Origin of the sequence: Pedobacter jeongneungensis, from assembly GCF_039538295.1 — a bacterium.
In the GTDB taxonomy this organism is placed as follows: Bacteria; Bacteroidota; Bacteroidia; order Sphingobacteriales; family Sphingobacteriaceae; genus Pedobacter; species Pedobacter jeongneungensis.
In genome coordinates this window covers 1-14635 of record NZ_BAABBY010000018.1, presented here as the reverse complement: position 1 = coordinate 14635, position 14635 = coordinate 1, and the positions used below count along the sequence as shown (strand labels likewise).

The 14635-nt window shown below is 39.8% G+C and carries 9 protein-coding genes; 4 read left to right on the top strand and 5 right to left on the bottom strand.

The window, feature by feature from the left end; all coding sequences use genetic code 11:
• Positions 1-4: 4 nt before the first annotated feature.
• The 5 genes from ABD769_RS23885 to ABD769_RS23865 form a co-directional block, all read right to left on the bottom strand.
• On the bottom strand, positions 5-787 hold the full coding sequence (locus ABD769_RS23885; RefSeq protein WP_344853887.1) for a S1/P1 nuclease: 783 nt from the start codon (positions 785-787) through the stop codon (positions 5-7).
• A gap of 106 nt (positions 788-893) precedes the next feature.
• Positions 894-4226, bottom strand: coding sequence for a TonB-dependent receptor (locus ABD769_RS23880; protein ID WP_344853886.1), 3333 nt, complete (start codon positions 4224-4226; stop codon positions 894-896).
• Positions 4227-4669: 443 nt separating this feature from the next.
• Positions 4670-5263, bottom strand: coding sequence for a Crp/Fnr family transcriptional regulator (locus ABD769_RS23875; protein ID WP_344853885.1), 594 nt, complete (start codon positions 5261-5263; stop codon positions 4670-4672).
• Positions 5264-5477: 214 nt separating this feature from the next.
• Entirely contained in the window at positions 5478-6032 is a 555-nt protein-coding gene (locus ABD769_RS23870; protein WP_344853884.1) for a hypothetical protein, read from the bottom strand.
• A gap of 384 nt (positions 6033-6416) precedes the next feature.
• A complete protein-coding gene (locus ABD769_RS23865) occupies positions 6417-7025 on the bottom strand; it encodes a hypothetical protein (protein WP_344853883.1) in 609 nt (202 codons plus the stop codon).
• Between the two features lie 601 nt (positions 7026-7626).
• Here ABD769_RS23865 and ABD769_RS23860 point away from each other — a divergent pair.
• The 4 genes from ABD769_RS23860 (at position 7627) to ABD769_RS23845 (ending at position 14486) form a co-directional block, all read left to right on the top strand.
• The gene (locus ABD769_RS23860) at positions 7627-8709 is read left to right on the top strand and encodes an efflux RND transporter periplasmic adaptor subunit (protein ID WP_344853882.1); all 1083 of its coding nucleotides are present in this window, start codon (positions 7627-7629) and stop codon (positions 8707-8709) included.
• Positions 8710-8732: 23 nt separating this feature from the next.
• A complete protein-coding gene (locus ABD769_RS23855) occupies positions 8733-11903 on the top strand; it encodes an efflux RND transporter permease subunit (protein ID WP_344853881.1) in 3171 nt (1056 codons plus the stop codon).
• Positions 11896-13329, top strand: a complete 1434-nt coding sequence (locus ABD769_RS23850; protein ID WP_344853880.1) for a TolC family protein — start codon at positions 11896-11898, stop codon at positions 13327-13329. The genes ABD769_RS23855 and ABD769_RS23850 overlap by 8 nt, the downstream gene beginning before the upstream one ends.
• Before the next feature lie 326 nt (positions 13330-13655).
• Entirely contained in the window at positions 13656-14486 is an 831-nt protein-coding gene (locus tag ABD769_RS23845; protein WP_344853879.1) for an aldo/keto reductase, read from the top strand.
• Positions 14487-14635 lie beyond the last annotated feature (149 nt).

The following is a 14635-nucleotide window of genomic DNA, read 5'->3' as shown; positions in this document are numbered from 1 at the left end:
TGTATTATTTATAAATTTCATTCAGGATGGCGGCTAAGCGGATGCCTGCCTGTGCAAGGCGTTTTTTAACGATATCTGCATGGGCAGGATAATAGTTGTAATCAAATTCGGGATTTTTTGCTGCTTCTGCATAAAGTTGTTTGCTGATTTCGTATGATTCGAAAGCCCATTTTGCCACGTCATCTTTTTCCCATGTTTTTGCTTCATTTTTTTCTACAACATCACAGTCGGCCGCAAGTTCACGGTAACTCAAACCTGCATAATCGATCAAACCACTGTCCCAAAGGCCATGAAGGTTACTTTCTTTACGCATCAGTTTTACTTTAATTCCGTTACCACCTGAATCTTCCGAATGTCCGGTATGCATTGGCTGGTGAATGTCGCCAACCAGGTGAACCAGGAATTTTAGCGCAAAAATATGTTCTTCTTTTGTTTTCGAAGCATCTTTTAAGTCACTTATACATTGCAAAAGCGCTTTATAAATGTTCGGTTTTTCCATTGATTTCAGTTGAGCGTTGAAATCATCATAATTTAAACCTTCAGGCAGGTTTACGTAGTGCCAGGGTGCAGTGTAGGCATATTGCTGATAGGATCTCACTTCATCAGGATAAGTGCTTACCATGGCCAGGCTTTCGCTGCCCAGAATATCCTGAACGGCTTTTCTTGCTTTCTTGCTCAGGTGGTTTTCGGCAATTTTACCAATGGCCCGGTGACCAATTACGCCCCATGAAATGAGTGCGAAGCTGATGGTAACCAGTAGTGTTGGGAAAAGTATTTTTTTAAACATGGGATAATTTATATGGGTTATATGAAAGATAAAATTGTCACTCTGAGCCTGCCGAAGATTAGCTAAATGCATTGCGACAGGCTCAATGTGACATATTTGAATAGAATTAATTAAAAAGGTAACGGAAACCGAACTGCATCTCGTAAGTAGAGGCGTAACCCACTACATCTCTGTTGCCATTAACAATAGGAAAGTTCCTGTCTGTAGCGATACGGAAGGTAGGTTTGGTTGTTCCGCCCGGTGTTAAATTAGCAACGTTTGTTGGCACCAGGATAGAAGTTGTTCCAAAGTTAGATTGCATACCCCAGTTTTTGTTCAAAAGGTTACCAAAGTTTTTAATATCAATACTGAACTGGATGGTATTGCGCTTGCCACCCACATTGGTGAAAATATCCTGTAAGAATTTAAAATCCCACTGGCCGTTAAATGGGGTTATAACTGCATTACGCTCAGCATATTGTCCTTTTCTGCCACGGAGGTATTTATCCTGATCAATGTAGCGGAAAAACAGATCGCTTTGCTGTTTTGGTGTGTAAGTTACCATATCAGCACCTGTTCCAACGGTTAACGCCACAAAGTTGATTTCTGAAGCATCTTTCGGTACATAAATTAAATCGCCGTTTATGCCATCTCTGTTAATATCAGTAGAGTAAGTATAAGAAGTACGGCCGTTCGATCCGTCATAAACCAAAGTGAATTGTGTTCCGAGGTGTTTTATAAATTCTTTACGGTAATAAACAGAAGCAATTATACGGTCTGGAGATACAAAACCTGAATAACCTAAAGTTGGGTTATTTGCGCCGTTTACACTGCTTGTGGCCTGCCATGCAGAAAGGGTTTGATCGCCGCTGCCTTCGTACAGGCTTTTCGCCGAACTTCTGATGTACGAAACTGTAGCACCAAAACCATTATCAAAACGTTTGCTCAATGTACCTGTAAGTGAATAGTAATATCCTTTATTTGCATTTCCGAGCACAATTACGTTAAATGCATCTGGCTGTCTGGCACCAGTTCCGGGAATTACTGTGCCGTTTGGAACGGCCTGTCCGTTTAAAATCGGATTGATAAATTTATCAGTAGCTGCATTTGGATAAATCAGCCTGTTATCCGGATATCCGGCAACATTTAAAGGTTTAGGGTCAACCAGGTTGGCATTGCGAAAAAGAATGGTCCTGATGTCCCTGTTAAAAATTCCTTCCACCGAGCCAACAATGCCATACGGAAGTTTCACATCAACTGCTAAACTGGTTTTAAATGCAGCAGGCATTTTCAGGTTTTTGTCCATCACCGTAATCGGGTTAGGCAATACCGTTCCGGCAACAGGTACGGTTGTTGGACGATAGGCGCCGATATTCGGATTAAACGGACCAGGAGTATTGTTTTGTCCTGAATAAGTTTCAGTAATCTGCAACATTCCGGCATCGCCCGCCTGTGCCACGATCCATACATTAGGGATGCGGCCCACAAATAAACCTGCACCACCTCTCACCTGGATTGAACGGTCGCCGGTAACATCCCAGTTAAAACCGATACGCGGCGAAATTGATATTTTTGATTTTGGAAGATTTCCTGTGTTTAAACGTTCTCCATCATGGAAAGTCAACGCCGATACCAATGGGTGTTCCTGTAAAATTTTAGGGTATGTTGCCAGTTCTGCACGGATACCACCTGTTACCCTTAAGCGTTCTGTAACCGAAATCTCATCCTGTACATAACCCGAAAACTGCCAGAATTTGTAAGTAGGAAATGCCTGCTCATAATTTGGAGATAAAGAATAGGTTTGGGCAAATTCAATTGGTTTGGCACCATTTTTAAAATCATCCCATGAGTTAAAAGTATAATAACTGGTTCCGAAACGTTGGAAACCATTTTTAGTGATGCTATAATCGCCCTGTAAACCGGCAGTAATATTGTGTTTACCTACCGCCCAGGTAACGTAATCGTTTAACGAATATACCTGTACATCTCTCAGGTTTCCATAAGTAAAGGGCTCATAACCAAATGTGGTAAATGGTGTTGGTGCCGAATTTCCGTCTGCTTTTAAGATATCAACCAATGGAAAAACCTGACTGTCGGAACTTCTTGGATCGTTCTGGTTAGTGTACGATAAACGTAAAGTATTGGCAAAACGGTTAAATACTTTGCTGTTTAACTCGGCAGTAATCGAATATAAATTGCTTTCTTGGTAGTAGTTGGAATTTTTAAAAGCCAGTGCAGTATTGCCTGTTCTCGATCCTCCACCCGGAAATGCACCCAGCGGACTTCTGGAGGTACTTACAAACGAAGGTGATTTGGTTTTAACATAACTACCACGAATGTTAAAGTGATTGTTCTGGTTAATGTTCCAGTCTAATCTACCCAATAAATTTGTTCTTTCCGTTTCAGAAGGATAACCCTGATAAATCCCCGGGTCGTAACCATAGGTGGTTTTTAAGTAATTGCTGATCTCATCAAGCTCTGCAACGGTTGGACGGACCACATTCGGGATACCTGAGCCATAAGGAGCTTCGGGGGTTGCCGCTAAACGTGTTTGACCCGGCCTTACTTCATTTTCTCTTTCAGCATTTAAAAAGAAAAATAATTTGTTCTTGATGATCGGTCCACCGATTCTGGCACCAAAAGTTTTATACGTTTGGTCTGTTGGGTCGGCCAGTTCAGGGTAATTGCTTACTTTCTTACCAATCTGGTTCTGGTTTCTGAAATACGTATATGCCGAACCCGAAAACTCGTTTGTACCCGAACGGGTAACCGCATTGATTGAGGCACCGATAAAACCGGTCTGCTTTACATCATAAGGTGTAACATTTACTGAAATTTCTTCCAATGCATCAATAGAAACCGGGTTTCCGTTACCGGGCAGGTTATTCCCGATCCCGAAGTTATTGTTAAAATCGGCACCATCTACCGTTACATTGTTCTGGCGTGAGTTACCTCCACCAATGGCTGCACCATTAGCTTGCGGAGCCATTCTGGTCAGATCGCTCAAACTTCTGCTCAAAGTTGGAAGCGCATTGATCTCTTTTTTGCCCAAACTGGTCGATGTACCGGTTCTGCTTGCATTAAGGGGCGAATTTTTTGAAGCACCTTTAATGTTTACCTCACTCAGATCTTTTCCGCCTGAAGCCATGTTCAGATTTAAGATATAAGTATCGCCCAATGGCAGGCTAATGTTTTCGATGGTTTTTGGGTCCATACCTACATACGTAACCACAACTTTGTAAGGGCCGCCCGGGCGCATGTTAGAAATGGTAAAGCGGCCATCATCATTGGTACTCACCACATAACTGGTTCCTGATGGCATGTGTGTGGCTTTAATCGTTACTCCCGGAAGAGTAGTTTTTGCATCTTTTATTGTTCCGGATAAATTACCCGTTGTGACCTGCGCGTGCAGGGAAATCACAGCAAACAATAAGGACAAAATGGTAAAGATTTTTTTCATGTTGATCTTATATGTTAATGAATTAGTTGTGGCAAATTTCATTTAGCCAGATAAAGCCGACATTAAGACAAGGTTAAAATAGGTTAAGGAAATAGTATTATCGGTGTTACGGCAGGGCCTATTGTAAAGAGAATATTTACAGGGAGATAATTTCAATGCTTATTTGGGTAACATATAGGTTATGATGTTTTGTAACTAATTGTTATACAATGTTATATCATGTATTGGTGTGATTTTTATCGAAGCAATAAGCATTTCTGCCTGATCTTAAACAAACGTTTGCGTACAATGATTAATACAAAAAATACAGGCTGATGTTTAATATTACAAAGAGTAATAATATTAGCAAAAGTTAAGTAAATGTAAAGTTACAGCCAATGTCTTCGTAGTGAAAACAGACCTGTACATTGACTGTAATTTGCTATAATATTGGTAAATGGTTTTTACTTTGCCGCCCTGATCCTGCTTAAAGTTTCGCTTCGCATGCCCAGGTAACTCGCCAGGTGGCGTAACGGAATTCTTTCAATCGCCATAGATTTAGTATCTGCAAATCGCTTGTAACGACTGGCAGCATTTGTAATTCTGGCCAAAATAGACCGCTCGGAAGCGGCATAATATTGTAAAGCCAATATCTTTCTACCAATCACATTGGCTTCCGGATAAAGCGAATACGCCGAATCAATCAGGGCAAACGGAATAATAATCAGTTCGGAGTCTTCCAGCGCCTGCAGGTACTCAACAGAGTGCTGGGAAGTATGATCAGGATGGTGGATAGCGCCAATGGTTTCATTTTCAAAACTGAACCTGGTGGTAATATCTTTATCATTATCCTTAATAAATCCCCTTACCAGGCCACTTATTACAAAATAAAGCGAAGCATTATGATCAATGGGAGAGAGGATAAATTTATTCTTTTTTACCTGTATCTGCCTGCAATGCAGTATGTGGTCGGCAATAAACCCTTTTGATAATGGATGAAACTTCTCAAAATATTTGATAAGCGGTAATATATTGTTGTATGCGGTAAACTGAGACATTCGTAATGAGAATTTGGATGGTTTATCCGCATATACGAAGTATTCCTAAAAGGGGTTTTTGGTTTTTGAAAAAAAATAATAATATTTTAATAATCCTTTATTCCTGTTAAAAAGCTGGTCAGGTTTAGCGTGCTGAGGCTGTTGGAGCGCATATTAAAATACCCCTGCGTTTTTGCACAGGGGTATTTAATATCTGGTGTATCAGGGTGTCAAGCTAAATGGCCCCGTCCTCTTTAACCATTTTATTAATGGCTTTTTGTACTTTAATTACATCTGTTTCTACTGTTTTTCTAACCGCGGCATCGAATGAAGCTGCAAATTCTGCGGTAACAAAAATCTCGTCTTTTTCATTCAACACATTAAGTACAAAGGCATTGCTGCCAAACTTAAACCCGCTCTTTATTCTGATCACATCTTTTTCAAAGATTTTTAAAAACTCGTAACTGTTGCTGATCTGGTCAAAACAATCTCTCACGGCCTGAAAAACCAGGTGTGTTTCTATATCCAAACCATTTATAATCACGGTAACCGATGTAAGGTCGTTCAGTTCCGGAAGAAGATCTTCACTATAAATAATATCTTTTGGATCTGAGATTACAACTGTTTCCTTATCTGCGCTTTCGCCTGCCTGTTGCGTTAATTGTATTGTGGCATTGCCGTCTTTTAATGTAACGGTGTTTGCAGAAGTGTTTTCGATTTTAATATCGCTAATGGTATCTTTAATGATGCCTACAACAAGTTCGAGCGCTTTTGATTGGGTACTGTTCATTATGGTATTTTTTTGCAAAGGTAACGCTTGCCTGCGGAGCTCTGTAATTATAATCTAAATAAATACATATTTTTATAATAAGTATTTTATTTACAGTATGTTATTTTTAAAATCTCAATTTATTTTTCTTACTAAATGCCGCAGGTAAAGTGCCGGATGATCTAAAAAAGATTTTGTTAACCTAAAATGTTCCGTATCCTCATAATTGGTTTCCGATATGCCGTGGGAATCTGCGATATAAAACTTCCCCCCGCAATGCGAGGTAAGGTTATCTCTGATAAAAACGGCATTTATGCATCATTTTTAAAACGAATATAATCAATTGTTAAATAATGAAATATGGCCAGGTCAATAATTTTAGAATACAAAAATTAACCCATTAAATCATTCTTCAATAATCATTCTCTTTACTTTAGTCCTGAAATTTCCATTACCTACGTTTAAAACAGTATCGCCCTGATTATTGATTTCGATAGATTTAAATTCAATTCTTCCAAATAAACTATCTCCAACACTATAATTTAACTTATTTAAGATAAGCTTCTGGTTAATTACTTTTTGCATCGGTTTAGTTTCCCCTTCAATAAGAAAATCAGTAAATTGATATGCTTCGGCACTAAACTTTTTATTTCTGTATTTGATGTTTAGTCCTTGTCCTGCAAACCCATCACTAATGCCGATCCTGATCGACAAAGTATCAGATTTTGAATAATAATAAGCGCGACAGTTGTTTAGTTTTGCAAAAACGGCATCCTGCTTTTCATGTTTGCCGAAACGGAAATAAGCGACATCACTGGTCCGTTTGGATCCATCATGCTTTTCGAAAAAGGAATAAATTTCTTCTTTTTTATTCATTTCATTATAAATCAGGTTTTTAGGCAATCCGGGGTCAAGGTGTGCATTATTCCATTGTTTCGTGTTATCTGTGGAGCTGCAGCTTGTAGCCATAAGGGCTATAAAAGAGTAAATTAAAGCAAGATAAATTTTTTTCATGGAGCGGTTTAAGGTTTTATGATACGATGTTTTTATGGGCGGGATTCCATAAAAAGTCTCCTTGTTTGCGTTGGTTGGAAAACCAGCGCCATGAAAAACCAGATACATTATTTAATCTACTGAAAAGAAAATATGTGCTTCGAAGTCTTCGACTACGCTCAGACTGACAAAAACCTGCTGATTATTTTCCCTCATAGCGCTGGTTTCAAACCAGCGCGTACATTTTTATCATTATTGTTAAAATATTCCAATCATCCAAAAACAATCCAATTTGTTAATTTTATTGTTTCTTCATGGAAAAAGAGCCATTAATTTTCTAAACGGGCGAAAAAATATCCGTAATATTCTGTTTGTCGCTATAAATCATCTCATTATCCTTTAAATCGCGATTTTCAGAAAGTAAACATGAATTTCAACTTCATTTAAACTTCATAAATCTGTATTTATTTCGCTATCGAATTAAATCGTTGAGTAACCATCATTTATTGAAATCATTTAGCCTCCGCAACGCGGTTGAAAATTGCTTTTATCATAAAATGCTGCTCAGCTAAACTAATTAGAGAAAAAAAATAAATCAGATTTAACCATTCAACAAAAAAAAATGAAAAGAGTTGTCATATGCTTAGGCTTGTGTACTTTGCTTTACGTAACGGGTTGTACCTCGAAGAAAGAAGAAAAAGAAGAAGTAGCTACTTATGCGGTAACCACGCCGTTAAGAATGGATACTTCGTTTACCAAGGAATATGTTTCGCAGATTAAATCTGTCAGGAATATCGAAGTTAGGGCCCAGGAGAAGGGCTACCTCCAGAATATTTATGTAGATGAAGGCCAGCATGTAAAAGCAGGCCAGTTGTTGTTCAAAATTATGCCTAAAGCGGCTCAGTCTGAATTGTTAAAAGCACAGGCAGAAACCAAATCGGCACAAATTGAACTGGAAAACACCAAAATGCTGTCTGATAAAAACATTGTTTCTAAAAACGAACTGGCCATGGCCAAGGCAAAACTGCAATCTGCAAATGCCGAAACCTCTCTGGCTAAATTCCATTTATCCAATACCGAAATCAGGGCGCCGTTTGATGGCACCATCGACCGCATTCCTTTAAAATTAGGTAGTTTGGTTGATGAAGGCGCTTTATTAACCAGCCTTTCAGATAACAGTCAGGTTTTTGCTTATTTCAATGTTTCAGAGCCTGAATACTTAAATTACCAGAGTGCTACAAAAGCAAAAGGACAGCAGGAAGTAAGCTTATTACTGGCCAACAACGAATTGCTTAAATCGAAAGGTAAAGTAGAGGTAATCGAAAGTGAATTTGATAATGAGACGGGAAATATCGCGTTCAGGGCCAGGTTCAATAATTCGGATAATTTGCTTAGAAACGGTGAAACCGGTAAAATCCAGATGGTTGTTCCTTTAAAAAATGCCATTGTTATTCCGCAGAAAGCCACTTATGATATTCAGGATAAAACCTATGTTTTCGTAATCGATAAAAACAATAAAGTACACTCGAGGGCCATCACCATTGCGGGCGAACTGCCTGATTTATACATTATCGGCGACGGCATCACGGTAGAAGATAAGATCTTGCTCGAAGGTGTGCAAAAGGTTAAAGACGACGATAAAATCGCTTTTAAATTCCAGCAGCCACAGGACGTGATGAAACAATTGAGATTGAAAACAGAATAATCTAAACCCTCCATACTTATTTTATGTTTAGTAAATTCATACAAAGGCCCGTCCTTTCTATCGTGATATCGCTTATTATTGTGTTTCTTGGGGTGCTGGCCATCAGCTACCTTCCGGTTACGCAATTCCCATCCATTTCTCCGCCTAAAGTAAATATCACGGCAGAGTACCCTGGGGCGAACAACGAATTGTTGATTAAATCGGTGGTTATTCCGCTCGAGCGTGCACTCAACGGTGTACCGGGAATGAAATATATTGCATCTGATGCTGGTAACGATGGTGAAGCATCCATCCAGGTGGTATTTAACCTGGGTACCGATCCTAACCAGGCTTCGCTTAACGTGCAAAACCGTGTAGCCGCTGTTACCAATAAACTTCCTCCTCTGGTGGTTCGTGAGGGGGTTAAAATCACCCGCGAAGAATCTAACATGTTGATGTACATCAACTTGTATAGCAAGGACCCCAAAATGAATCAGAATTTCCTGTACAACTATGCAGATATCAACTTGCTTTCGGAGCTGAAAAGGGTTGATGGTGTGGGTTTTGCAGATATTTTGGGCGACAGGGATTACGCCATGCGTATCTGGCTAAAACCTGATCGTATGCAGGCTTATAAAATCTCTGTTGATGAGGTAATGAAAGCCCTTGATGAGCAAAGTTTAGAAGCCTCGCCGGGTAAAACAGGGGAGAGCTCGGGTAAACGTTCGCAGGCTTTCGAATATGTGTTAAAATATTCAGGACGTTTTAATACCAAAGAGGGATATGAAAACATCGTGGTAAGGGCAACGCCAAACGGTGAATTGCTTCGCTTAAAAGATATTGCCGACGTAGATTTTAGTGCTTCAGCTTACAATTTATACTCTACCTTAAACGGAAAAGCTTCTGCAGCAATCGTTTTAAAGCAATCTTATGGCAGTAACGCCAGTCAGGTTATTAAAGATGTTAAAGCTAAAATGGCTGAGATTAAATCGGCTTCCTTTCCAAAAGGTTTAGATTACGAGATCAGTTACGACGTTTCAAAATTCCTGGATGCATCTATCGAAAAGGTAATCCACACCCTGGTAGAAGCTTTTATCCTGGTGGGTTTAGTGGTGTTCCTGTTCCTTGGCGACTGGCGTTCAACGCTTATTCCGGCCATCGCCGTACCGGTATCCCTGATCGGAACATTTGTATTTATGCAGTTTTTTGGCATCACCCTCAACTTAATTACCCTGTTTGCATTAGTGTTGGCGATAGGTGTGGTGGTAGATGATGCGATTGTAGTAATTGAGGCCGTTCACGCCAAGATGGAGCACGACAGGCATCTATCGGTATTGAAGGCTACACAACAAGCCATGAAAGAAATTGGCGGGGCAATTATAGCGATTACGTTCTTAATGGCATCGGTATTTATCCCGGTAGCATTTATGTCTGGTCCGGTGGGTATTTTTTACCGTCAGTTCTCCATTACCATGGCAACGGCTATTATCCTTTCTGGTATTGTGGCTTTAACGCTTACGCCTGCACTGTGTGCCATTATGTTGAAGAACAATCATGGTTCAGCTAAAAAGAAAACTTTGATTGATCGTTTCCTGGACGGTTTCAACAATGGTTTTGCCAAACTTTCTGGCAAGTACGAGTTGGTATTAAGCAAAGTAGTAAGCCGCAGGATTTTAACTTTTGGTGTATTGGTTGCTTTCTGTTTAGGTGTTTGGGCTTTAAGTGGAAGTGTACCATCAGGATTTATCCCTAACGAAGATCAGGGGATGGTTTATGCCATTATCCAAACACCTCCGGGCTCTACTTTAGAGCGTACCGACCAGATTGCAGAGAAACTGCAGAAAATGTGCGAAGACATTGATGGTGTAAAATCGGTTTCATCTTTGGCCGGATATGAGATCTTAACCGAAGGTACGGGATCGAACTCTGGTACCTGTTTAATTAATCTGAAAGACTGGAGTGAACGTAAACATTCGGCTGCAGAAATTATTGAAGAGCTTGAAGAAAAATCAAAATCTATTCCGGGTGCAACCATCGAGTTTTTCCAGCCACCGGCGGTGCCAGGTTATGGTGCAGCGGGCGGTTTCGAGCTTCGTTTACTGGATAAAGCAGGTAGTGGCGATTACAAAAAAATGGAAACCGTTGCCAACGATTTTGTACGCGAACTGAACAAACGTAAAGAACTTTCATCGGTATTTACTTTCTACAGTGCGAGTTTCCCTCAGTACATGCTGGATGTGGATAACGACATTGCGCAACAAAAAGGGGTGAGTATAGATAATGCGATGAACACCTTATCTACTTTTGTGGGTAGTAATTACGAAACCAGTTTTATTAAATACGATCGTCAGTACAAGGTTATCGTACAGGCATTGCCTCAATACAGGGCCTTGCCAGAAGATATCTTAAAGCTTTCTGTTAAAAACGACCGCGATGAGATGGTGCCTTTCTCAGCTTTCATTAAAATGCGTAAAGTATATGGTTTATCGGAAATTACCCGTCACAATATGTACAATGCTTCTGAGATTAGTGGCCAATCGGCTCCGGGTTATAGCTCAGGTGAAGCGATTAAAGCCATTACAGAAGTTGCCAAGAAAACATTGCCAAGGGGATTTGGTATCGATTGGGCAGGTATTTCTAAAGATGAGGTATCAAGAGGTAATGAAGCCATTTATATTTTCCTGATTTGTTTAGGTTTTGTGTACCTGGTTCTGGCCGCTCAGTATGAAAGTTTCATTTTACCCCTTTCCGTAATCCTTTCTTTACCCGCAGGTATTTTTGGTGCCTTCCTGTTCCTTAAATTATTAGGATTGGAAAACAACATTTATGCACAGGTAGCGATGGTGATGCTGATCGGTTTACTCGGTAAAAATGCGGTGCTGATTGTGGAGTTTGCCACACAGCGCCATGCACAGGGAGCAACCGTATTCAAGGCAGCACTTGAAGGTGCAAGCGTGCGTTTCCGCCCGATTCTAATGACCTCTTTTGCCTTCATCGCAGGTTTAATTCCTTTGATGATTGCAAGCGGACCAGGTAAAATCGGTAACCGTACCATTGGATCGGCTGCGGCAGGCGGTATGCTTTTCGGTACCATTTTCGGGGTAATTGTAATTCCCGGACTGTATTTCATATTCGGAACAATTGCAGCCAAACACAAGCTGATTAAAATTGAAGAAGAACATCCATTAACTGAAGAAATTGAGAATAATGTTTAAGCAAAATCTTTATAAAAGCCTTGGACTGGTGTTGATATGCGCTGCATATACCGCCTGTAAATTGCCCGAAGTGGCCCAACGCTCCGAAAATAAAAACGTTCCTGCAGCCTTTAACGGCTCGCAGGATACGGTAAACACCGCCAGCATTAAATGGCGTAATTTTTTTACCGATCCAAACCTGGTAAACCTGATTGATACGGCATTAAAAAACAACCAGGAGTTAAACATCACGCTTCAGGATATTGAAATTGCCAAAAATGAAATCAAAGCCAGAAAAGGAGAACTTTTACCAAGTGTAACTTATGGTGTTGGTGCAGGTTTTGATAAAGTTGGCCGTTACACCAGTTCTGGTGCCGGCGATGCTTCAACAGAGATCACCCCTGGTAAAGAAGTGCCCGAAGTATTGCCTGATTACCATTTTGGCTTACAGGCCAATTGGGAAGCCGATATCTGGCATAAATTACGCAACTCTAAAAAAGCAGCCATTAGCCATTACCTTTCGACTGTAGAAGGTAAAAACTTCGTAATTACCAATTTAATTGCTGAAGTAGCCAATTCATATTATGAGTTGCTTGCTGCTGATAATCAGTTAGAAACGGTAAAAAAGAACATCGAGCTGCAAAGCAATGCCCTGGAACTGATGAAAATCCAGAAGCAGGCTTCAAGGGTTAACGAACTTGCCGTGCGTAAATTTGAAGCAGAGGTATTAAGTTCAAAAAGTTTAGAATTTGATATTCAGCAAAACATTACCGAAACAGAGAATAAAATTAATTTTCTGCTGGGCCGTTTCCCTCAGCCAATTATAAGAGATAAATCTAATTTTACCGACCTGGTTCCGCCAACAGTGCAAACAGGCTTACCTTCACAGTTACTGGCGAACCGTCCGGATATTAAACAAGCCGAACTCGAACTGGCAGCAGCTAAATTAGACGTTAAAGTAGCCAAAGCACAGTTTTATCCATCTTTGGGTATTTCAGCAACTATTGGTTACCAGGCCTTTAATCCTTCTTATTTATTAAGAACGCCGGAATCTTTGATCTATTCGTTGGCCGGAGATTTAGCCGGACCACTGATCAACAGAAACGCCATAAAAGCAGAATACTTAACCGCAAATGCGAAACAGTTACAAGCGGTTTTTGATTATGAAAAGACCATTTTAAATGGTTATATCGAAGTGGCCAATCAAATGTCGAAAATCAGCAACCTGCAAAAAAGTTACGATCTGAAATCAAAACAGGTTACTGCACTTACGCAATCAATTGATATTTCGAATGATTTGTTTAAATCGGCAAGAGCTGATTATTTTGAGGTGTTGATGACCCAGCGCGACGCACTACAATCAAAATTAGAACTTATAGAAACCAAAAAACAACAGTTAAATGCTGTAGTCGATATTTATCACGCACTGGGTGGCGGATGGAACTAGTTAATATGGTGCTATAAAACCTTTTAAGTCATATTATCCTTATATTCAATCAGGCTGCTCCGTTGGGGCAGCCTTTTTTGTTTTTGTCATTCTGAGCGCAGCGAAGAATCTTTAACTCCAACACTTGTTTTTAATAGATGTTGAATACCCCGCGGTAATCGTTGCTAAAAAGGCTTTTTCAGCCAACTAAGCAATACAACCAGCACACACCTTACAATAGCCCTTTACCCTTTGTTCATTTATTTATCATAAAATTCATTTTACAAACAATGCCTTCCGGCTGCGGTTATCTTTATCATAGAATTTATCATCATATCTGAAATAAAATGGGAAAAACAACATTTAAATTTGGCGAATTAGAGGTGAAACGTTTAGGTTATGGCGCAATGCAATTAACTGGTAATGGCGTTTTTGGTGAAGTAGAAGACCGCGAAAATGCTATAACTGTTTTACGCGAAGCTGTTGCAAATGGCGTTAACTTTATCGACACTGCCGAAGCTTACGGACCTAAATTTAACGAATCGCTTATTGCTGATGCTTTATCGCCTTTTCAAAAAGATCTTTTTATTGCCACCAAAGGTGGTTTTGACCGGCCAGGACCAAACAACTGGGTACCTAACGGAGCGCCTGAAAAAATCAGACAGGATATTGAAGGAAGTTTACAACGATTAAAAGTAGATAGTATCGATTTATGGCAGCTGCACCGCATTGATCCCAATGTAGAAGTAGCTAAAACCCTGGCACCTGTAATAGAGGCCGTAAAAGAGGGAAAAATAAAAAACGTGGGTTTGTCAGAAGTAACCATCGATCAGATTAAACAGGTGCAGGATATTCTGCCGGTTGTTTCTGTTCAAAATCTTTATAATCTGGGCAATAGACAATGGGAGAGTGTTTTAGATTTTACTGCCGAACAAGGCCTGGCATTTATTCCGTGGTTTCCATTGGCATCTGGTCCTCATAAACTTGAAGATAAAATTAAAGCCATTGCCGAAAAGCATAAGGCTACAACCGCACAGATTGCTTTGGCCTGGTTGTTAAAAAGATCACCTAATATTCTTTTAATCCCCGGAACCAAATCTGTTGACCATTTAAAAGAAAATTTAAAAGCTACAGAAATAGAATTAACTGAAGAAGAATTTGAAAGTTTAGCGAAATAAGAAGAATTTGTCATTTAATTGCCGTCCTTTAGATTTGTTTTGATATTTAATTTTAGGATAACAAATATCTAATTTGCTTAATTATTAATCAGATTACCTAAAGCGGTAGCGGCACATTAAAAAGTCGTCAAGGTTTTTATGCCTAAGAA

Excerpts from the sequence above, each read along its gene's own strand:
- ABD769_RS23885 (WP_344853887.1), bottom strand. The coding sequence starts at position 787 with ATGTTTAAAAAAATACTTTTCCCAACACTACTGGTTACCATCAGCTTC.
- ABD769_RS23880 (WP_344853886.1), bottom strand. The coding sequence starts at position 4,226 with ATGAAAAAAATCTTTACCATTTTGTCCTTATTGTTTGCTGTGATTTCC.
- ABD769_RS23875 (WP_344853885.1), bottom strand. The coding sequence starts at position 5,263 with ATGTCTCAGTTTACCGCATACAACAATATATTACCGCTTATCAAATAT.
- ABD769_RS23870 (WP_344853884.1), bottom strand. The coding sequence starts at position 6,032 with ATGAACAGTACCCAATCAAAAGCGCTCGAACTTGTTGTAGGCATCATT.
- ABD769_RS23865 (WP_344853883.1), bottom strand. The coding sequence starts at position 7,025 with ATGAAAAAAATTTATCTTGCTTTAATTTACTCTTTTATAGCCCTTATG.
- ABD769_RS23860 (WP_344853882.1), top strand. The coding sequence starts at position 7,627 with ATGAAAAGAGTTGTCATATGCTTAGGCTTGTGTACTTTGCTTTACGTA.
- ABD769_RS23855 (WP_344853881.1), top strand. The coding sequence starts at position 8,733 with ATGTTTAGTAAATTCATACAAAGGCCCGTCCTTTCTATCGTGATATCG.
- ABD769_RS23850 (WP_344853880.1), top strand. The coding sequence starts at position 11,896 with ATGTTTAAGCAAAATCTTTATAAAAGCCTTGGACTGGTGTTGATATGC.
- ABD769_RS23845 (WP_344853879.1), top strand. The coding sequence starts at position 13,656 with ATGGGAAAAACAACATTTAAATTTGGCGAATTAGAGGTGAAACGTTTA.